Raw genomic sequence first — 23,031 nt, 5'->3', positions numbered from 1 at the left:
AAACTAAACACAAACCAATTATGTATTATCCTCTAATCGCAAAATGGACCATTTTACCTGGAAATGAAGTTAAAGCAACTGCAGCTTTAAAAAAACTTGCTCAGGATGTAAATGAAAAAGAACCCGAAACATTATTGTATATGGTACATATTCCTAATTTTAATGAAAAAAGTTTACCCACGCCTCCTGCTGGCGAAGTTGTATTCTGGGAAATCTACGAAAATCAAGATGCTTTTTTTAAACATGTAGAAGGGCCAATATTTAAAGAATTTGTAAAGACATACGGCAACTTATTCTTAAATGATTTTAATGAACGAGTATTTATGATTACAGAAGTTTTGACGCAGATTGAGGGATTTAGCCGAAAAGCTTTTTAAACTCATAATCTGCCGATGAGATTAATCCCTTTTAAGTATGCTGCAGAGGTGCCGTAAAGTCTGGAATTGTTGCAGGAATAGAAATGAACGTGAAAAAATCATTTAGCAAAAAACATTCAAATGTGCTGTACAGCCTATTGTCTGACATAATTAGATGATTCCTGACCTTTTTTTGTAAAAAAAATCACCCTATTAATTGAAAAAAACCTTCGTTTTTAGTGTAATTTTAAGCTATTATTATGTTTTAAAGCCCCTAAAACATTAGGATTGTGTGCTTTGAAAAAAAATATTGATTTTAACAGCAAATTATTTAGTACTTACGAACAAAATTTTACTTTTGCGCCTTAATTAAATAAAAGCATTATCATGAACGACTTATTCGCCAAAATCACGACAGAATTCGAAACATTCAAAAATGAATATGAGTCTTTAATGGACAAAGGTGTGAAAGCAGCTGGACCAAGAGCTCGTAAATCAACTTTAGAATTAGAGAAATTATTAAAAGAATTTAGAAAAGTTTCTGTAGAAGAATCTAAAAAATAAATTTATTCTCAAGTTAAAAAGCCCTCCTGAATTTGTTTCTGGAGGGCTTTCTTTTTTTACTACAACACTGAAATTATATTCTATTAATATTTAACTATTTAGTGATGGAAAGTGAGGCAGAACTTCCTCTGCCAATTCATCAATAATTTCTGGTATTGGTCGTTTACTGAACTGAATACCTAATGCTGCATGATTTACACCAGCTTCTTGCCATTCTGATAATAAATCGATAAGTCCTAATCTTCCTGTTTTTAGTACAAATCCTCCTCTTAGTGGTGTTCTTGGGAAATATGGATCTTCATCCAACTCAATCCATTCGTTAGTCATATGTGGTTTGAATTGCTGGTTCGGAATAAGTTCTCTCCAAGCATTTATTTTTTCGCCCAAGCGAATCGTATCATTTTTATGAGCTGTAGCTCCTGGATATGTAATCCAGCCATCGCTATTATTTGCTATCCATTCTAATGATTGCTGACTTGATCCAGTAACAAGAGCCGGAATGGATTTTGCCACAGGTTTAGGAAGCAGATCTACACCATTTAGATAAGCTAATTCAGAATTTATTTTAGGAAATGATTCTTGGCTTATTTGACGGAATTCTTGTAATATTTGTCTAAAACGTTCCCCACGTTTTTCAAAAGGCAGTCCGAATGCAGGAAATTCGGCAGCACGATCGCCAGAACCAACTCCAAGGATTAATCTGTTATTTGATAATTGATCCAAAGATGCAGTAATTTTAGCCAAAGCGATTGGATGCCAAAAAGGCAATACGATACTTCCTGTACCTAAAGCTACATTTTTGGTTTGTCCCGCAAGGTATGAGAGATAGGTAAATGCATCATATACCTGACCAGCATCGCCAAAACTAGGATCAAACAATGGGATATCTCGTACCCAGATAGCACCAAAATTCTTTTCGTCAATTTGTTTGATATAGCTGGTGTGATTATTAAAGATTGTAAGATCTCCAGCATAAAGATCTAGTGGCAAAAAAAGGCCTATTGTTAATTTTTTTGGACCATAAATGCGGTTGAATGCTTTGTGATTTTCGAAAGTTCTTATTGAATTTTCCATATTAATGTAATTTTAATGTTTGTGAGCTTTTGCAAAATTATTTTCGATATTCTTATATTATTAGATATCTAGAATTATAGATATTCTATAGTTTAAAAAAAAGAACTTATAAGTTCTTTCTTCTGTTATTTTATATCAACATCTTAAATGTTCTTTTTGTTATTATAAAAACAAAAACTATAAAGCTTGTTTAATGTAATCTCCTAATTCCTGGATTTTTTCTTCATTACGTTTGTAGTAAGTCCATTGCCCTTCTCTCACTGATTTTAGTAAGCCAGCACTAACCATTGACGATAGATACGATGATGTTGTAGATTGAGAAATACCTGCTTTTTTTTGTATAACACTCATACATACCCCATAATCCTTTACCTCTGGTTCTATATCCTCAATTGCAAAATGGGCATGGGGATCCTTTAACCATGATAAAATGAGTATACGATGCTCATTAGACAACATTTTAAATAATTCAATCATATCTAGATATCTGTAATTATCGATACAAAGGAACAAATAAATACTTTTACTATCAAAAAAATTAACGTAAAATCTATATTCTATTTTATTCCTGTAACAATTTAGACTCCGTTTTATCTGTTTTGTTAACTTTTTATTAGTCATTAAATCAAAGCGAGATTTATAATATTATAAACCAAAAGCCCTCAAAAATTAAATTCTGGAGGACTTTCTTTTTTACTACAAGTAACTATGTTTATTCTAGTTTAAATCAGCATGCTATCGATTCAGAATTCACATTTTTTTCTGATAATTTTGATTGATCTTCTGTAATTGCATGAAGTGCTTTTTCTTTTAAAAATTCAATTCCCTGATCACGCGAAATTCTATTTTCGTACATTTTACTCATTCCGATAATTTTTCCGTTAAAGGCCTTTAAGTTGAAATAAACCTTATTATCAGAAATTGTTTTTTTGTAAAACTTTGTGCTGTCTTGTGAATTTGTTTTTACAGATTCAATTCCTTTCTCGCACATAAATTTTCTTGTGTATCCGCTGCTTCTTAAAAGTATCTCTCCTTCTTTATTTATAAATTCAAACTGAAACTCATCATTTGTATTTTTTGTAATTACAAATTTCTCCATTTTTAAAACTATTATCTATTATATATTCTATTCTTTTTAATCATTGAATGTCACTGTAAACGTACTTCCCACCCCAACTTCACTTGCAACGTTTACAGCTCCATTCATTGATTCAATCTGGTTTTTTGTTATATACAAACCTATTCCGTGTGCATCTTCATGTTTATGGAATGTTTTATACATGTCAAACAACAAATCCCCGTGTTTTTTTAAATCTATTCCTAAACCATTATCAGTTATAGTAAATGTTTTTTTGCCATTTTCTATAAAGAAATTAAACTCAATTATTAAAGCTCTTTCCGGATCAGCATACTTAATAGCATTGGTGCAAAAATTCAATAAGACGCTTTCCAGATAAGCCGGATTAAAATTAATTGTAGCTTCTTCTGGGATGTTATTTATAATTGTACCAAAATTTTTGTATTTGTATGCACTTACTATATCAAGTACTTTCTTTAAATATGAATTTAAGTTTAATGGTTTTACAATAATATTTTGGTTATTCTGAATATTTACAATTTGAGATAAATCGGCAATCGTATTATTCAAATCATTCGATACGGTTCTTAAATAACTAAATGCTTCACTGTTTTCCATGCCTTTATTTTCAGCATCGATCATATCCAAAAGCAATTTTAAATTCCCCGCATGCGAGTTTAAATTGTGTGCCACTATATGAGAAAAGTTTAATAACTGGCTATTCTTTTCACTGTATAGCTTCATTGTTTTTACCAACTCCAATTCCTTTTCTTTCTGAGCAGTAATATCAGTATGAGTTCCTATTACTCTTAATGGTTTTCCTTTATAGTCACGCTCTATAACTTCTCCTCTATCTAAAATCCATTTGTATTTTCCGCTAGAGGTTAATACCCTATGAAAATTTTCATAAAACGGAGTCTTATTATCAAAATGCTCATTTATAGTAGCGTAATATTCTTCTAGATCATCTGGATGTACAATTTCATCCCAACGTTCTGGATTATCAAAAATATCAGTAGAATTTATTTCGAGGATTTTAAAAGATTGCGACGAATAATAAACAGTATTCGTTTTTAAATCCCAATCCCAAACACCCGTGTTTGAAGCTTCCAGAGCAAATTGAAATCTTTCTTCCAGTACTTTGAATTTCAATTCCTGAGCTCTCAACTCTTTTATATTCGAAACCTTACTATAAAACATACGGTTTCCGTCCTCACGAAATTTTGAAGGGAAGCTATTCATAGCTCTATAACCATCCTTATTGTAAATATCAAACATCATATCTCTTCGCTACTAAATTCATCGACAATAAAACAAAAAAGAAATTATCTCTTAATGTCCTTCACAAAGATACTAGCAATGAAATCAATAGTTTATAGTACATCGTACCACTTTATATAGAACTTGTACTACATGATTATGGGCATTAAACACAAAGGCTCGCAAAACTATTGATGAAGCTTTGCGAACCTTTCTCTAATTGCGGTTAATTCAGCATACTAAAAAACAGATTATAGATGCAGTTTACGCAGACGCACTGCGGTGCGTCTCTACACCAATTGAAACACATGCAAAATACAATCCATCCATTTACACACGGTACTTTGCACACTTCGCGAAAATCTTTGCGCTCTTTGCGGTTAACTCTAAGCTAGATCATAGTTTTTTGCCGCAAAGCACACAAATTTTTTATAAGTAAGATTCTATAAAATCGCGGAGTTCGCTAAGCTTTGTATTCTTTGTTTTTTAAGACAAAAAAAGCAGAGCTTAAAAGGCTCCGCTTTTTAAAATATTTGTACTTAATAAGAGAATAGTACTTATGCTTCTATTTATTTCTCATCATAATAGAGATGAAAAAGCTTTATTAGTTCGGCTAGATTATCTACTTCCAGTTTTTCGAAAATCCTGTTTTTATAAGTACTAACAGTGGTTTTCTTGATTTTTAAAATTTCCAGAATTTCCAGATTACCGTAGCCTTTAACAAATAAGCGTGCTACTTCCATTTCTCTATTCGATAATACTTCTAATGGATTTGTAGGTTTCTTAGTAATATAAGAATCCAGAATTCTGTCTTTAATATTCTGGGTCATGTATTTCCCTGAAGAAATCATTGTATTTATCGCCAATTTCATTTCGTCTTCAGAACTTTCTTTGGTTAAATATCCCGATGCCCCAGCATTTAAATATCGCATGGCATAAATATTCTCCTCTAGAGCCGAGAATATTAATATTTTGACCTCTGGCTGAATTGCCTTAATTTCTGCCAATATATTCAAGCTATTACCATCTGGGAAGTTTACATCCAAAATCAATAAATCTATTTTAACCTCTTTTAATATTTTAAAAGTATCGTTAAAAGTAGCTGCCTTATAAACCATAGCGTTCAAGAATAGTTCTTTAACAATTAAAGTCACCCCTTGACGTACTACGACATGGTCGTCGGCAATTAAAAAACTATAACTATTTGATGAATTCATTGTTTATAAATTAAATTATTATAAACCCGTTTATACTTCTAAAATACGAAAACTGTATTTATTCTGTTTTATTTTAAACTGGGCTTAATATCAAATTAAATACAACTTTTGTGCCTTTTCCTTCTTCGCTTTCAATTTTGATTTCTCCATCAAACAATTCGACTATTTCTTTACATAAATTAAGACCTAAACCTACTCCTAAATCATTGATTTTGTTAGATACAGCTCCTTGGTAATATAATTCGAAAATATTTTTTAAATCATGCTCTGGAATACCTGCTCCATTATCCTGAATTTCTATTTTTAAATTATACTCATAATCCGAACTATTATCAAGATCAATCCCTATAGATATGAGTCCGTTTTCGGTAAACTTATTTGCATTACCCACGATATTATAAAAAAGCTGATGAATTTTTGTAGCATCAGAGTACACTTCGTAATCAGAATTTAAATTAGAATTTAACTTAATCTTATTTCCTTTGCTTTCTACCAGTGAAGACAAAGAATCGATAATTTGATTTATTTCTGATTTTAAATGAAAATTTTTATTCTTTAGCTTAAGCTCGTGATTTTCTTCTTTTGAATATTCTAAAATCTGATTTGATAATAAAATCAAAGAATTAGTCGTAAACTGAATCGATTTGAATGTGTTCTTTATTTCAACATCTTTTATAGAAGAACTGATCTTCTTACTATACATAGAAATTATACTTAAAGGTGATCTTATCTCATGGCTAATCATTCCCATGATTCTATTCTTAAAGTTTAAACTCTGACGTATTTGATTCTGGGCGATTGTTAATCTTTTTTCATACTCAAAAGCCATTCTGGTGAAACTAAAAAGTATGATTGAAACGATAAGCATCACAATTATTAAGATCAATAATGTATAATTCCTAACCGTTATATTTGATTTGTACTGATCCTGTAATTTTTTCTGAGAATCGGCCTGTAGCGTATTAATAGGATTTGTATAGTTAGGTAATATCGTAGCGCTTAAATTTAGTAATTTGCTATTAAGCTCTGTCAATTTTAAATCTTGATCTCTTAAACTTGAAAATGATTTCTTTAAATTATTAAACTGGTTTTCATAGTATTTATTAGTAGTTACAAATACATTTTTTATTTGATCCTCGATACTACCAGAAATAAGTTTATCATTGTATTTCATAGTTACAACAATCTTTAATTGCTCTTTCTGAATGTCCATTTTGCCAGCGAGCGCATCTCCTAATCTCGAGAAAAGTCCTTTTTTGGATACGCTATCAATTTTCATATAAGAATCCGTTTTAATACTATCCAGGATTTTCTTGTATTCAAACTTTTTAAAGTCTAATAAACTCGCTGCTTCTTTGTTATTTGGATTCGTTTGAAGCGCAATAATGGAGTCAATGGTGGATCGCAAAGCCAGAACATCCGATTCGGACTTGCTTTTCTCCATTAACAATTGTTTAAATTCCTGATTATTTGCAGTAACAGCGCTTAGTTTATCAACCAATTCACCAGTCTTATTTATTGATTCAGCGTATTCTTTTAAAGAGGCTTCGTCTTTATTACTTATATAATTATTATAGTGTTTTTGGGAATTAATAAACGAATCATTAACCTCGTTCGTAAGTTGTTTTACACTGCCTAAATAGTTTATCGAATCAAAAATCTTCGATACTTTGGCTTCATTAGTCGATTCGTTATACCATATTATAACTGCCATGATTTGTAAAAGGATTACAAATGCCAGCAAAGTATAATGAATTACTTTTCTATGTTCGAATTTTAGTTTTGTAAAACCAAATGTATTTTTTGTCAAGTTCTCTTTAGTCAAAATTTATACTGTATTAAGGTTAAAAAATGAACTAATAAAAATATTAACTCATAATAACTGCTTTGATATAGGTTCTGAAGTAGTATATGTACTACATTTTTTAAATAGTTATTGTTTTTAAAATATTAAAATCTGTGTTACCAATTAAAGATAAAATAGGTTTAATTGGTGTCAATGTTTTTTTTGAAAAAAAATTAATACTAAACTAAAACAAGAACACGCATTTAAAAGAGATTTGGGGAAGTCTTTTAACTAAATATAAAAACCAATATGTTCATACAATTTACATATTTTAATTATTTTTTAGAAATATATTTTCTTTTTTTATGAAAGAATATTTTGCAAAAATAACTTGCTAGAATTTATCAATATGTAGAACATCGGATAGTCATACTCTAGAACTTGTTCTACAAGTTAGCGCTTTTTATTATACAAATATAAGTTTTAATATAAATGTGAATCGCAAAAATCGAGTTTGTTGCCTTTATATAATCAAACTTAAAGATTCTTAAATCACTTACAGAGTTGTAAAAACGACTATTAGTTTAGATTATTTGTGTAATTCTGTTGATTGAATTTTATTACATAATCACCAATAAAAGTCGATTTTGATGAAAAATCCAAAATAAAACTTAATATATGTGTCTGATTTTGGTATATATGCAAGATTAAGGTATTTTTGCAAAAACGAAAATGAAAAGGTGATGATTATAAGAAAAGCAACAATAAAGGATTCCGAAAGTATTGCAACCTATTTACTATTAGCAATGGAGGATATTGTTTATAAATTTATTGGTGAAGAAAACTACAATAAAGCAAAAGACTTTTTGCTACACTTTATAGCAAAGGAAAATAATCAATACTCTTATCAAAATTGTTTTGTTGCTGTAGATGACAACGAGATTGTTGCTGCTGTAAATATATATGATGGCGCAAAATTAAACCTATTAAGAGAACCTATCGTACAATACGTTAGAACTCATTACAACAAAAATTTTAATCCTGAAGACGAAACTCAAAAAGGAGAATATTATATTGACACGTTAGGAGTTGATCCTAAGTGCCAGGGAAAAGGTATTGGATCTCAAATTTTACAGTTTTTGATTGATGAATATGTAAATAAAAATCAACAAACTTTAGGATTACTTGTAGATGAAGCAAATCCTCATGCTAAAAAATTATACTTAAAATTAGGTTTTAAACCTGTTGGGAACAAAACCCTGATTGGAAAGAAAATGGAGCACCTCCAGATAAAAGGCTAAACAATAGATAGATTTAGCTGATATATTGATAAATACGTTTTATAAACCCCTAATAAGACGAAGAAGAAAAGAATTATCTTTGCAAAAAATTAATAATACCACATTATAATAAGGACTTTTATATTCCTTGTTTTTAAAGAATACCATTGAATTTTAAATTAAAAAATAGCCTTTCTGGGCGTAACTTCTTTATTTTAGGAATTGTTTTCGTAGTCGTTACATTGCTTTCTATTTATATACTAAGCAGTTTAATAACACAAATATCCGAAAAATCAAATTCTACCAACGCGCTACGTAGCTTTATAAAAAAGCAAGAAGTTCTAGCGCTGGAGTTTTCACGTTTTCTTGAAATCGAGAAAGAAATAAAGCAAATTATTAAAATTAGCACTCCTAATAATTTATCAAATAATTTAAACGTTTTAAGTACTATACATGCCAATCAGAATCTTGTAAAAAACAATTGGTTCCAGATAAACAATGGAAAAACAGAATTTAGAACCTCTAATAAGAACGCTGATTTAAGAACGGATATCAGTGATTTCATTGCTAAAAACGGTGATAAAGATAAATTTAATTGTATCCTTAAAGATGGACAAAACATTTTTTGGCGTATTTATTTTAAAGCTAATGCAGCAAATGGCAAAGTAGTACGCTATGGTTATGATATTGATTTAAAAGCATTGCGATTCTATTTTTCAACCGTAGATCAATTGGCAGAAAATTATGCTTTTGTATTTGATAAAGAAGGAACTATACTTTATCACCCCGAAATTAAATTTATAAAGCAGAATGTTTTTAAAATAACCGATGTAGTACCATCAGATACAATCTTTATTCCTAAGATAGATTTCACAAAAAAAATAGGTCTTTCCGAATATTTAAAATTAGACATTGTTAGATACACAAAACGTTTAAATGTAGCAGGTACAAATTGGTACGTTTGTGTCAATTTCCCAGAAAACATTGCAAATGAAGATGTAGATGCTATAAAAAAATATGCGTCATTAATTTACTTTATAACTACAGCAATCTTACTTATATTCTTTTATTTATTTGCGCTTTTTACCCGCAAAAGCTTTCAGGAAAAAGAAGACCTAGCCAAAGAAAAGAATAAATTAAGTTTAGAAAATGAAAAGATAAAGAAAGAAAAAGCATTGATTCAGTTGCACCAATTAAAGGAGCAAATTAATCCTCATTTTTTATTTAATTCCCTGAATTCCCTTTATATGCTTATTGAAAGTAATACTGGTGTAGCACGCAAGTTTACTTTAAATCTTTCTAAAATTTATCGGTATTTAATAAATCCACCTGAGCAAAATATTGTTACACTGAAAGAAGAACTTCTATTTATAGAGAAGTATATCTTTTTGCAACAAACCAGATATAAAGACGAATTTAACTTTATGATAACAATCGAAGACAATAGTGTTTTATCAAAAAAAGTACCCTACTTAGCTTTTCAGATCGCGATAGAAAACGCTATCAAACACAACATTGCTTCAGATGAAAATCCGTTAAATATAACAATTACCATCCAGGAAAATAAGGTGGTCATTACCAATAATCTAAACGAAAAACAAAACTTCGGGAAGGAGTCTAAGTTTGGTCATAAGTACTTACAAAGTATTTACAACTACTATTCTAAAACCGATTTTGAGACGTTTAAAAGAGACGGTTTTTTTGTCTGTATTTTACCCTTAATTGAATAAAAAAAGCATTCACTCCCGAAAAAAAGCCACTCACTCCATTTTGTTTTTTTTAACGTAATGGATGCAATATTTTAGGCGAAAAATTAACCTAAACTTAACTTCAAATGAGGGAAAAGGCATTATTGAAATATTTAAAAAACACATTTATTCTACTATTATTAATTAATAGTACTACAATTATTGCGCAGAAAAAAGATAAAAAAAGTAAAGAAAACAAAACTGAACAAGCAAAGGATTCTACAAGCAACAAAAAAGGAAAAAAATATGATGATCTTTTAAAAGGCGCAACCGTTAAAAAAGGATTATTTAACATTATACAAGCTAAAACTGATCTTTATCTAGAAATAAATGATTCTCTTTTTCAGAGAGAATTTCTTGTGGTAAATAAGATTTCTAATGTCCCAATGCAAGTTAATGAGGCTGGGTTAAATAAAGGAATGAATTATGAAAACAAGATAATTACTTTTCATAAAGATCTTACTGCCAAAAAGGTATGGGTAAAATCATCTGTTCCTAGTGTTTCATCTCCTGTAGGTGATGCAATAACGGCATCTGTAAATAATAACTTCTCTGAGTCTATTATAGAAGTTTTTGATATCGAGACAAAAAACAATGATTCGACTTCGATTGTAATCAAAGCAAATAAAGTTTTTGACGGAAAACAAAAAAGTTTCAATGATGTTTTAAGCAACATTGGCTTTGGTGGATCTGTAAAATCGGAACTATCATATATAGAATACGCAAAATCGTTCCCGAAAAATATAGTTGTTAAGTCACAACTTACTACTTCTGTAAGCGAAGGTGGTGGTCCTGCCCTATCGGTTACAATTGGGGTAACTAGTAACATTATATTATTAGACAAAGTTCCTATGCAACCTCGTTTTTCGGATAGACGTGTTGGGTATTTTACCGAAAAGCACTGGTATTTTAGCGATGATCAGCATGCAATGCGTGAGAAAGAATTAATAACACGATGGAGATTAGAGCCTAAAAAAGAAGATATAGAGAAGTACCGTAAAGGAGAATTGGTTGAACCAAAAAAACAAATCGTTTACTATATCGACCCTTCAACACCTAAACAATGGCGTTCATATATTATAGAAGGTGTTCGTGACTGGCAAATAGCTTTTGAAAAAGCAGGATTTAAAAATGCTGTTATTGCAAAAGAACCTACTGCTGAAGATACCGATTTTGATATCGACGATGTACGTTACTCTGTTATTACTTATGTAGCTTCTCCAAAATCGAATGCGATGGGACCTGCAGTTGTAGATCCTAGAAGTGGAGAAATAATCGAATCGGACATTATATGGTGGCATAACGTTATGACCTCTTTACACAGCTGGATGCGTATACAAACAGGTATTATTGATCCTAAAGCCAGAGGAAACAAATTTAGCGACGAACATATGGGAGAAGCTATCCGTTTTGTATCATCTCATGAAGTAGGACATACTTTTGGATTAAAACACAATATGGGTTCTTCATTTGCTTATGATGTTGAGTCACTTCGTTCTAAAGATTTTACAGCAAAAATGGGTGGTACTGCTCCATCAATCATGGATTATGCTCGTTATAATTATATTGCTCAACCAGAAGATCATGTAGAAGCTATTACGCCAAAAATTGGTGAATATGATAAATACGCTATCGAATGGGGATACAGATGGTATGGTGACGAAAAAGAAGAGCACACGGCTTTAAACGGTCTTATCTCAAAACATCAAAATGATCCAATTTATTTTTATGGAGAGCAACAAGATGAAATAATCGATCCACGTTCTCAATCAGAAGATTTAGGAAATGATGCGATGAAAGCGAGTGAATACGGACTTAAAAACTTAAAGCGAGTTGTAAATAATATCCTTGATTGGACGTATGATAAAGATGAGTCTTACTACGAAACTGGTAAACTTTATATTGGTACTATTGGTCAATGGCAACTTTATAACAGACACGTATTAAGCAACCTTGGAGGTATTTATCTTAACACAACTGTACATGGTGATAACAAAGCAAGTTATGTACCTGTTCCTGCTTCAATCCAAAAAAGAGCTGTAGCGTATTTATTAAAAAACAGTATTACTATTCCTGAGTGGTTGTTTTTTAACCCAATACTAGATAAAACGAATGCATTAAAAGATTCTCCAGTTGGTCCTTATGAGTATACTCCTTATACCCTGGCGAGAGAATTACAATACAGTACTTTATATAGTATGCTTAGTGATGATCGTTTGTTAAGAATTACCGAAAACGAATTATACCAACGTAATGAAGCTAAAGAAAATGTGTTTACTGTAACGCAATTATTTAAAACATTACGTCAGAATATTTTTGCTCCAACAATCCAAAATAAATCATTAACGATTATGGAACGTATGACGCAAAAGAACTATATCGATGTGCTTATTGTTTCTACAAACAAGCTTTTTGAGAAAACAGATGCTAAAAAATTAATCGAAATACAAGATAATTTAAACATTCCTCATTTATGCAATCAGCTTGATGAATCAAGAATGGCACGTAATATAAATCAATCTTCTCTTAAAAGAGTTTCAGAAGTAACCTCTGATAAAAAAGGAGAATTAAAACAAATTTTACAATTATTAAGAACCAAGAAAAATATTGGAAATCAAGAAACACAAAACCATTATTTTGATTTGATTCAACGAATAGAGAAAGCTTTAAATACCACACTATAAATCTTTTATCCTAATTAAAAACCAGAAATGAAAAAATTAATTTACATCTTGACCTTATTCCTGACCGTTGTCGGGTATTCTCAAGAAACTCGAACGATTACAGGAAAGGTAATTGATTACCAAGACAAATTACCAATTCCGGGCGCAACAGTATATGTTGAAAATAGCTCAGTTTCTAATAGTACAAATCAAAAAAGTGTTATCGAAAGCGCTAGTATCGGTACTATCACTGATTTTGACGGTAATTTTGAATTAAAAATATCGAGCAACACTACAAGCGTACGTGTAACCTTTATGGGCTACCAATCTTACACTATTAATGTTACTGCACAAAAAAGTTATAACATTTCTTTAAAACCAGATTTAAGCGAACTTAAAGAGGTTGTTGTAACTGGATACCAAAAAATTGAAAAAAGAAAATTGACTTCTGCTGTTGCAAAAGTTAATATGGCTGATATTCAACAAGCGGGTGTTGCAAGTTTAGATCAATTATTAGTAGGTCAGGTTGCGGGTGTAGCAGTTACTCAAGCTACTGGTGCTCCTGGTGCTATTGCAAAAATTAGAGTTCGTGGTACAGCATCACTTTCGGGTTCACAAGATCCGTTATGGGTTTTAGATGGTTTACCATTAGAGAGCAATGATGTTCCTAAAAACTTTGATAAAGACAATATCGATGAATTAAATAACTTTTCGATTGCTGGATTAAACCCTGACGATATTAAAGATATTACCATATTAAAAGATGCTGCTGCTACCGCAATTTACGGGGCAAGAGCTGCAAATGGAGTAATTGTTGTTACTACCAAAAAAGGTAAAAAAGGGAGTATGAAAGTAAATTTCATAGCAAATACTTTTGTTACTATGAAACCTGATTTTTCTAAATTAAATCTTTTAGATGCTTCACAAAAAGTAGATTTTGAACTAGGATTAGCTAGCAGATCAGACTTAACTTATAGAGACACTGGCGGAGAAATTTCTCGTATACTAAATCAGTCTAATGAATTAGGGGCTTATAGAACGGGAGGTTTTTCGGCGTTGTCTTCAGCTACACAAAACTCTATTAATAACTTAAGAAACAGTAACACAAACTGGGGTGATTTATTATACCAAAGTGCTGTAAATACACAATATGGTTTAAGTTTCTCTGGTGGAGGCGAAAAATCGGATTATTATTTCTCTTTAGGAGCTTATAACGAGCAAGGAACTACAGTAGGAACTGGTTACGACAGATATAATATTACTTTAAAAAACAACTTTGAAGTTACTGATAAGTTAAACATTGGTATTGGGTTATTTGGTTCTGAAAGCAAAACAAAATCATACATAACAGATACAGATGGTTTTACAAATCCTGCTAATTACTCAAGAACAGTAAATCCGTATTTAACTCCATATAATGCAGATGGATCTTATAAATACGACAAAGATATTAGAGGTTATTCTGATGTTTATGTACCTTTTAATTTTATTGAAGAAAGAGAAAACTCCTCTTACGAATTAAAGAACAGAGCCATTAAAGCTATTCTTGATGTAGATTACAGAATTACAAAAGGCTTAAAAGCAAGCACTCAGATTGGTTTGCAATTTGATAATACAGCAAGTGAAAAATTTGCTGATAAGAATACCTATTTTACAAGAAAGGAAAGAGAGAAAACGCTTAGATTCAATAATGGTAAGCCTGCTTATTTTCTTCCAGAAGGTGGAATTATCCAAAATACAAATACAGACTTTTTTCAATACAACTGGAAAACGATGTTAAACTACTCTACTGTTTTCAATGAAAAACACGAGTTGGAACTTATGGCAGGTAGTGAATTAAGAAGAAATTACAATACTAGTATTGCAACCAAAGCATTTGGTTACGATCCTAAAACGTTAACTTCTATTCAAATAATTTTCCCTAGCGCCGATCTTGCAGACGAACCTGTTTATAGAGGCTATAAAAAGTCTAAGAATGAAAATGCATTTGCGTCCTTTTTTGCAACAGCATCTTATACATACGACAGAAAATATACGTTCTTCGGAAGTGTACGTTATGATGGTTCTGACTTATTTGGTGTAGATCCAAAATACAAATACTTACCACTTTGGGCAGCTTCTGGTTCTTGGTTAGTATCTGAAGAAGATTTCTTAAAAGGTAATGAAACAGTATCTAACTTAAGATTACGTGCTTCATACGGATTACAAGGAAATATAGACAAGGGAACATCACCATTTGTAGTAGGAGAATATAAAATTGAAACTATTTTACCAGGACAAACTGAGCCAAGTATTGCGATATTAAGCCCTCCGAATGATAAATTAAGATGGGAAAAAACAGAAAATACCAATTTTGGTATGGATCTGGGCTTATTCAATAATCGTATTAGTATCGTTACCGATGTTTATGGAAGAAAAAGTAGTGATTTAATTGGTATTCAATCACTTCCTGTTGAAAACGGATTTGAGTTCACTACATTAAACTGGGCACAAGTAACTAATAAAGGATTTGAGATTGCATTGGCAACGAAAAATATTGATCATCCAAATTTTAAATGGACAACTAATATTAATTTCTCACACAATAAGAGTAACGTAGATCGTATTCAAATTAGAGAAAATGAACTTACTCCATCAAAAGAAGGATACCCGGTAAGAGCAGTATTTGCTTTAAAAACAAATGGAATTGATGAGAATGGATACCCTTTATTTGTAAATAAAAAGGGAGAAACCGTTAATACACAAACATTCTTCCAATTATACGATGCATTAGCTGATGTTATACCTGGAGAGTTTGCACAATCTAAACTTGATACTAAAGAAATAAGAGATTTATTTACTTATGCTGGAGATTTAGATCCTAAGTTTACGGGTGGTCTTACTAATACTTTCAAAATTCATGATTTTGATATTACAGTTGCTACCACTTTTAATATTAAGCAAACAGTTGTAGAAACTCCTCCGTACAATGGAACAGAGGTAGATCGTGGACGAAACTTCTCTGCTGATATTCTAAATGCATGGTCACCTACTAATACGGGATCAAACTTACCTGGAATTGTTGGGAATGAAACTGGTACTGGCGACTCTTGGATGGCTTACAAATGGTATGCTGGAGCAAACTCTATAAATACTAATAAATTTTTAGATACTTGGGTACGTGAAATGAGTTATATGAGATTAAGCAGTTTACGTTTTGGATATACTTTGCCTAAAAAAGCAATCGAAAAAATGTTTTTTGATAGTCTAAGATTTAGTATTGAAGGAAGAAACTTATTTGTAATCAGCTCTGATTATAAAGGATATTTTGATCCGGAGACTTATGGAAACATCTATGCTCAGCCTATTCCTAAATCAATAACATTAGGATGTAACATAACTTTTTAATTAATTTAAGATGAAAAATATATCAAAATACCTATTTCTTTTTGTAGCTGCGATAGTAGCTACAAGCTGCGATGATTACCTGGATGTAAAACCCGTAGGGAAAGTAATTCCTGAAACACTTGCTGATTTTAGAGCTGTTCTTACTAAAGGATACGCTACTTTTCCAACGCATAAATCACTAACTACTTTAAGAGGAGACGAAATGCTTCTTGAAGAAGAAACCAATGATTTGGTATTCTACAAAGATAACTATATGTGGAATGATGCAAATCCGGATCTTATTGCTACAAGATTTCCGTATGCAGGATTATATAATTGTATTTTTTATACGAATGTAATTATTAATGAAGCTAGTGCTAAACTAGGTCCATCACCAGAAAAAAATCAGTTAGTTGGAGAAGCATACGCATTAAGAGCGCTTGCTTACTTTGACTTGATTAACCTATTTGCAAAACAATATGATCCTGCAACTGCAAGTTCAGAGAGAGGTGTTCCATTGGCATTAGAAATAGATTTAGAGCAAGCATATATACCACAAAGTGTAGAAATTATTTACGGTCAAATCATATCGGATAAAGAAGAGGCTAAAAAATTGCTTAACTTAGATACACAGGCTAAAGGCCTAAACTATCGTTTTTCTAGAGCGGCATTATACGCAATGGAATCTCGTATCTATTTGTACCAAAAACAATGGGATAAAGCTTTACAAGCAGCAGATAAAGGGATGACTATTAACAATTCGTTAGTTGACTTAAATGTTACTCCTATTTTGGCAAACAATTATGATACAAAGGAGTCAATAATGGCTCTTGAAAATACATTTGAGAATAAACTAAAAAGATCAGCTTATCCAGCTCCAACCTTAACAAATGCATACGACAAAGTAAATGACTTGCGTTTTAAATTGTACTATAAAGTAAGTGGAAGCGGATTTATATTTTTAAAAGGTGGTGAGATATACCAAAAAAATACGTTTAGAACTTCTGAGTTGTATTTAACAAAAGCAGAAGCATCTGTACAATTAAATGATCTTGGAACGTCAAGAACAACTATATTAAATTTCATTAAAAACCGATATAATACCACAGGTTACGCTCAATTGAGCACAAAGATTAGTGCTATGAACCAAGCAGAACTTCTTGATTTTGTATATCAGGAAAGACAACGTGAGTTTGCCATTGAGGGACACCGTTGGTTTGATTTAAGAAGAACTACTCAAAAACAAATCGAACATACACTGAGTAACAAAACTTATACTTTGATCAAAAATGATCCGAGATATACGTTGCCTTTCCCATTAGATGCACGATTGAACAATCCAGAATTGTAAATTAATTAGCTCCGTTTTTAACGGAGCTTTTTTTTTTAACTTTGCAAAAAAAAAGGAGAAATGAAAATAGTCATTATTGAAGACGAATATCTTGCTTCAAGCTATCTGAAATCTATTCTGGAACAGCAAAGTATTATTACTATAAGTGAAATAACTTTATTGAAATCAGTAAAAGATGCTGTAGCTTTTTTTGAGAAAAATACCGTTGATCTTGCTTTTATGGATATTCATTTAGGTGACGGAAAAAGTCTTGATATCTTTGAAAAAACTACTATTTCATGTCCCGTAATTTTTATAACAGCTTACGATTCTTACGCTGTTAAAGTTTTTAAACATTTTACTATAGATTACCTTCTTAAACCATATGAAGAAGAAGAATTATTAGAAGCGCTATCGAAATATAAAAACATAAAGGAAACATTTAATCCCAACCCAATTGTTGAATCGCTTGTTACAATTGAAAACCAAACTAACATTCAGCACCACTTTTTGGTAAATCACAGAGATAAACTTATATCTATAAATGATAGAACAATCTCCTATTTTTACGCCACAGGAAAACATCTTTTTATTTATACAAATTCAGGCAATAGTTATTTTTATAATAGCAATCTTAAGGATCTTATAAACAAACTAGATCCTACTCTTTTCTTTAAAGTAAATCGAAAATATATTTTTAATCGAAATCATATTCAGGAAATCGTCAAGCATTCTAGTCAGAAAATAGAGTTGTTATTAAACATTTCTATTCCCGATACCGATCCGATTATTTTGAGCAAAAAAGAAATTAGTAATTTCAAAAACTGGCTTGATTCGTGATTTATTAAGTTACAAAGGTTCTTAGGTGCTAAGGTTCTAAGACTTGTACTTATGTTGAGTAGTTTTTTTTGCAACGAATTTACACAAATAAAAAATCTGCTAAATCTGCAGAATCTGCGTGCTTCTTTTTTTTGCCACAGATTAAAGAATTAAAATGATTCCAAAACTTTGCGACCTTTGCGTAATCCTTTGCGAACTCTGCGGTTAATTCTCCACAATCTTGTCTCCCTGACACAGGAAGGGTCTCCGCAAGAAACTAACACAAAGTATTCTCTAGATTGTCGAGCTACTCGTGATTCTTCGACTACGCTCAGAATGACAACATCGGCGAGAAACTTTGCTCCCGACACTTCGGGATTGCGTAATCCTTTGCGAACTCTGCGGTTAATTTTCGCAAAAGACAATCACTACCTTGCTCTGCTGTTTTCCGTTTGTTCCACTTCTTTTTTCTTGTAATCTGTTTTTTTGGAGTTTCCAAAACTATACGTTGCAACAAGCTTATAATAATTTGTTGTGTATGTTCTATGATAATAAATCTCGGTTTGTCCTACAGTATAATTTCCAGAAGCATAAAATCCTTTAAAAATATCATTGGCAGAAAAGTTCAATTTTAAGGCATTATTTAAAAAATTTCTTTCGATTCCCAATGTTACTATCGAGCGACTATATTCATCTCCCAATCCGTAGCTTTTATCACCCAGATACCAGGCAAGCAATTGAATTTTAAACACATCAGGAATAGTAAATGTATTATTTGTATAGAGATAAATTTGAGGTTTTGTTGCGCCTAATGTAAATGAATAAGTGTTGTCTACAGATTTTGTGTAACTCATACTTACTGTATTGGTTGAACTCCACCATTTGCTTGTAAATGACCTGGAAATCGATGCAAAATAACTATTTTCTTTATCTAAATTCAATGATCTTAAAATATAACTATTGGGATTAATACCGCGTAAAGCTGCTCCAGAAATAGGATCGACTTTGTACGTGTATCCTATTTTAAAATCATACTTTTTATACATCGCTCCTATTTCAAAAGCATAGATTTTTTCTGGTTTAAGATTAGGGTTTCCTTCGATAGTTGTAAATGGGTCCTGGTAAACAACATACGGATTAAGCGCCTGATATCTTGGTCTTGTTATTCTTGAAACATAAGAAGCATGCAACTTCAGATCATCTGAAAGAGGCATATTCAATAATACATTAGGAAAAATATCGGCATAACTTTTCCTAAATTTCTGATTACCGCCTGCAGTTGTATTTAATTCATAATTGGTCCATTCACCTCGAGCGCCCAAAGAATAATTAAACTTTTTTCCTAGAGAACTACTGTAATTTATATACGCAGCTCCTATTTTTTCTTCATATTTAAAATCACTCGAAAGGTCTTCATCAAATACAAATTCAGGATTTTTATCATCAGCAATCAAAAAATCAGAACTTGTTTTGATTGTTGCATAACTTACTTTTGCACCAGCTTCTAACTTTGAACTTTCATTTATTTTTTTTGCGTAATCTGCCTGAGTGTTTATAATATTGATGGTATTATCGGCATTGTTTTTTAAATATCGCTCTGTATTAAAGCTGTTAACCAAACCATTTTCATCTATAAGATCTCTTGTAAAACCGTTGTAATTAGAAAATTGTGTACCAACAAACAACGATGAGCCTTTATCATCTGTAATTGTATTATAATTTAAGTTTACAAACTGATTGAGTCTAACATCATTTCTGTCAACATCTGTAGCATAAAAACTATTACTATTGTTGGTTGCAATCGAATTTCGATTGGCTACTACTCCACCCAAATCATTAATATTCCCACTATATTCCAGCGAAATATAATTCGATTCAGAAAAAGTATATTGTAGTCCAAATCCAAAGTTAGAATAGTTATTAAATCTACGTCTCCAATCTGTGGTAAGTTCAGATTTCATAAATTCGGTAGGATCAGGTCTTGTTCGGGTTGTATATAACAGTTCTCTGTTTTTACCTAATTGCAGTCCGTAATTACCAATAATAGAAACTTTTCCTTTATTGTAATTAAAATCTAGCAGTGTATTTGTACTTGTTCCTCCAAATTCCGAAACTGTAATCTGTTGGCTTGCCGTTCCCATAACTCCACTCTCAAAGTTTTTCTTTGTAATGATATTAATTACTGCTTTTCCTTCAGCATCATACTTAGATGATGGATTAGAAATAACTTCAATCTTGGCGATTTGCGAAACAGGAATTGCTGCAAAACGTTCGTTACTAATCAAAATTCCGTTTAAATAAATAATAGCTTCTCCTTTTCCTAACACACTAATTTGTCCTTCGGAAACAATTACATTTGGAACTCTGCCCAATAATTCATTTACCGAACTACTGGTAGAAAGCAAAGTATTAGCCACACTAACCTCAAGTGTTCCATTAGATCCATATTTTAGTAATGAAGCTTGATTTTTTATAACAACTTCATTTAGCTGATTGTTGTTTCCATTAACGAGTATTGTACCCAAATTTATATTTTCTTTTCCATTGAAAGTAATATGCTGGAATTTGTCAGCAAATTCTACAGAAGTAAGTTTTATCAATACTTCTTTTTGATTAATATTTGATAATTGAAAAGTACCATCTAAAAAATCCTGTTGTTTAATTAAAATAGAATCACGAACAGACAACAATGAAACATTTCCCATCATGGGTTCGTTGCTATGATTAGTAACTTTTCCTGACAGAAATTTTATCGATTGTGCTTTTACAGTTATAGATGGTATAAGTAAACAATAGATGTAAATGAAAACTAAGATTAGAATTCTCATAAAATTTAACGATTAAGATTTGACTTTTTATTAGTACAAAAGTCTATCGTAAATCGCAGTATAAGGTCATTCAAAGAGAAATCAGGAGTACGGATTTATAAATCTACACTCTGTTTATTGAACCTAACTTGGTTAATATTGCTGTAATCCTGCACTTTCGATATTAAAATCATACTCATAAGGTTTATCCCGAAGTGCAATGTCATTAAGTTAAGCTCTTTTGATCTAATTGTGGTTAATTATTTTCGCGCAAAGACGCAAAAGCGCAAAGGTTTTAGGCGTAAACTTGGTGGCTTGGCGGCTTTGCGTGAGATTTATTCGATACAGTATTGTAGCCGTTTTTCTTAACTTAATGGCATTACCCGAAGCGTCGAACTAAAAGGAAAAAGATTAAGCTAATGAAGCTTGTAACTGATAGTTTAAAGGTGTTGTTCCTGTATATTTTTTAAACGCCACAAAGAAGGTTGATTTAGAATTAAATCCTACATCGTAACCAACAGATTCTAAGGTCAGTTTATTGTTAGAAGTTATGATTTTGCATGCTTCGTTTATCCTAAATTCATTAACGTAACTGGTAAAATTCTTTCCAATGTTGTTATTTAAAAACTGAGATAATTGGTGGCTTGAAATAGTAACTTCTTTGGATAAATCTTGTAATGTAAGATTTGGATTTTTATATAATTCTTTCTCCAACATTACATGCTCTAGTTTTTGTAACAAGATTGTTTCTTCGGCTGAATCAATTTTCTTTCCTGAATACTTTGGAGAATTAAGTAAAAATAAATCGTCTGTTTTTTTTCGGTATAAAAGAATAGAAATTATCATATACAGAATAAAAGAAAAAATTATAGATCCACTTAAATAAGAAACAAACGGAGCATTAATCAATGCCAGAAAATAGAAAGTAAAAAGTAAGGTATTACCAAGGTAAATCATGCCAAACCACATTTCGGCTGGATTTGCTTTTTGTTTTCTGCTTACAATCTTTTTTAATACTTCTTTAATTGTAAAACCTGCAAAAACTACATATACAAACCACTGAATATAAATAAGTTTTACAAAATAATCTCTCCAAAGTTTAGGGTAAACACTATACGGAAACAGTATTCCAACAGTAATAATAAGTATTGCCCAGAAAATAAGGGTCAGTTTCCAGGATTTGGGCATTACATGAATTTCCTTAACCGAAGCTTTCATGAAATAATATAAAAACGGACCTATAAAAAAACAAGCCGAAAGACCAATTTGAAGATAGGTTTTAGGTAACGTTGGATCAAAATATATAAATACAGATTTAGCAATTCTAATACTTAACGCTAGTAAGAGTGCGCCTAGAAAATAATTTCCGAAGTATCTTTTCTTTGTAAAAAAGAAGAAATAAATACCCAGAATAATTCCGTTGAAAGCCCCCAAAGCACTAAAAAAGAATAAAAGTTCTTTGCTAGTATCCATAATATATTTTCGTTTTATAAATAGTTATTCTGCAAACAAAGCTAAAAAAAAGATTGATGTATGCTTCAAATAAATTGTTTAAAAAATACTGTAATTCTTAATTAAGCAAAACTTACTTTTATAGTATAGTTAAATCTTTTATGTAAAGTTCATAAAAAAGCCCAATTCTAGAATCGGGCTACTTCTTTCTTTTAAACAGTTAGGAGTAAT

The 23,031-nt window shown here is 31.1% G+C and carries 16 protein-coding genes; 8 read left to right on the top strand and 8 right to left on the bottom strand.

The features are described 5' to 3' along the window. The first annotated feature begins 20 nt into the window (after positions 1–20). Both SHI72_RS14190 and SHI72_RS14185 read left to right on the top strand, forming a co-directional pair. Positions 21–377: a putative quinol monooxygenase gene (locus tag SHI72_RS14190; protein WP_323490356.1), complete on the top strand. Its 357-nt coding sequence runs from the start codon at positions 21–23 to the stop codon at positions 375–377. A 366-nt stretch (positions 378–743) separates the two neighbouring features. Beyond that, on the top strand, positions 744–920 hold the full coding sequence (locus SHI72_RS14185) for a histone H1 (RefSeq protein ID WP_035625350.1): 177 nt from the start codon (positions 744–746) through the stop codon (positions 918–920). A 90-nt stretch (positions 921–1,010) separates the two neighbouring features. On the opposite strand, the gene SHI72_RS14180 is transcribed toward SHI72_RS14185, so the two are convergent. The 6 genes from SHI72_RS14180 to SHI72_RS14155 form a co-directional block, all read right to left on the bottom strand. Next, positions 1,011–1,994, bottom strand: coding sequence for an LLM class oxidoreductase (locus SHI72_RS14180; protein WP_323490355.1), 984 nt, complete (start codon positions 1,992–1,994; stop codon positions 1,011–1,013). Positions 1,995–2,171: 177 nt separating this feature from the next. Then, complete coding sequence (locus tag SHI72_RS14175; protein ID WP_323490354.1) at positions 2,172–2,507, bottom strand: transcriptional regulator; 336 nt, start codon at positions 2,505–2,507, stop codon at positions 2,172–2,174. Positions 2,508–2,721: 214 nt separating this feature from the next. Beyond that, the gene (locus tag SHI72_RS14170) at positions 2,722–3,093 is read right to left on the bottom strand and encodes a YegP family protein (protein ID WP_323490353.1); all 372 of its coding nucleotides are present in this window, start codon (positions 3,091–3,093) and stop codon (positions 2,722–2,724) included. Between the two features lie 36 nt (positions 3,094–3,129). After that, entirely contained in the window at positions 3,130–4,353 is a 1,224-nt protein-coding gene (locus SHI72_RS14165; RefSeq protein ID WP_086894784.1) for a sensor histidine kinase, read from the bottom strand. A gap of 548 nt (positions 4,354–4,901) precedes the next feature. After that, positions 4,902–5,549, bottom strand: a complete 648-nt coding sequence (locus SHI72_RS14160) for a response regulator transcription factor (protein WP_039114701.1) — start codon at positions 5,547–5,549, stop codon at positions 4,902–4,904. A gap of 73 nt (positions 5,550–5,622) precedes the next feature. Then, positions 5,623–7,263, bottom strand: a complete 1,641-nt coding sequence (locus SHI72_RS14155; protein WP_131474497.1) for a sensor histidine kinase — start codon at positions 7,261–7,263, stop codon at positions 5,623–5,625. Between the two features lie 815 nt (positions 7,264–8,078). On the opposite strand from SHI72_RS14155, the gene SHI72_RS14150 reads away from it, so the two are divergent. From SHI72_RS14150 to SHI72_RS14125, 6 genes are all read left to right on the top strand, one after another. After that, a complete protein-coding gene (locus SHI72_RS14150) occupies positions 8,079–8,636 on the top strand; it encodes a GNAT family N-acetyltransferase (protein WP_323490352.1) in 558 nt (185 codons plus the stop codon). A 146-nt stretch (positions 8,637–8,782) separates the two neighbouring features. Further along, a complete protein-coding gene (locus SHI72_RS14145) occupies positions 8,783–10,345 on the top strand; it encodes a sensor histidine kinase (RefSeq protein ID WP_323490351.1) in 1,563 nt (520 codons plus the stop codon). 104 nt (positions 10,346–10,449) lie between these two features. Further along, positions 10,450–13,047 (top strand): zinc-dependent metalloprotease, encoded by a 2,598-nt coding sequence (locus SHI72_RS14140; protein WP_323490350.1) that lies wholly within the window; start codon positions 10,450–10,452, stop codon positions 13,045–13,047. A 27-nt stretch (positions 13,048–13,074) separates the two neighbouring features. Further along, positions 13,075–16,413, top strand: a complete 3,339-nt coding sequence (locus tag SHI72_RS14135; protein WP_323490349.1) for a SusC/RagA family TonB-linked outer membrane protein — start codon at positions 13,075–13,077, stop codon at positions 16,411–16,413. Positions 16,414–16,423: 10 nt separating this feature from the next. Then, positions 16,424–17,743: a RagB/SusD family nutrient uptake outer membrane protein gene (locus SHI72_RS14130; protein ID WP_323490348.1), complete on the top strand. Its 1,320-nt coding sequence runs from the start codon at positions 16,424–16,426 to the stop codon at positions 17,741–17,743. Between the two features lie 60 nt (positions 17,744–17,803). Continuing rightward, the gene (locus SHI72_RS14125; protein ID WP_039120466.1) at positions 17,804–18,562 is read left to right on the top strand and encodes a LytR/AlgR family response regulator transcription factor; all 759 of its coding nucleotides are present in this window, start codon (positions 17,804–17,806) and stop codon (positions 18,560–18,562) included. A gap of 407 nt (positions 18,563–18,969) precedes the next feature. On the opposite strand, the gene SHI72_RS14120 is transcribed toward SHI72_RS14125, so the two are convergent. Together SHI72_RS14120 and SHI72_RS14115 are read right to left on the bottom strand one after the other, a co-directional pair. Beyond that, positions 18,970–21,369 carry a TonB-dependent receptor domain-containing protein gene (locus SHI72_RS14120; RefSeq protein ID WP_323490347.1) on the bottom strand — a complete coding sequence of 800 codons (2,400 nt, stop codon included), beginning with the start codon at positions 21,367–21,369 and terminating at the stop codon, positions 18,970–18,972. 390 nt (positions 21,370–21,759) lie between these two features. Beyond that, positions 21,760–22,821 (bottom strand): helix-turn-helix domain-containing protein, encoded by a 1,062-nt coding sequence (locus SHI72_RS14115; protein WP_323490346.1) that lies wholly within the window; start codon positions 22,819–22,821, stop codon positions 21,760–21,762. Positions 22,822–23,031: the final 210 nt, after the last annotated feature.

The organism is Flavobacterium sp. PL02, assembly GCF_035013205.1.
Taxonomy (GTDB): domain Bacteria; phylum Bacteroidota; class Bacteroidia; order Flavobacteriales; family Flavobacteriaceae; genus Flavobacterium.
The sequence above is the reverse complement of the archived record's forward strand: the minus strand, read 5'-3'. Positions and strand labels throughout refer to the sequence as shown.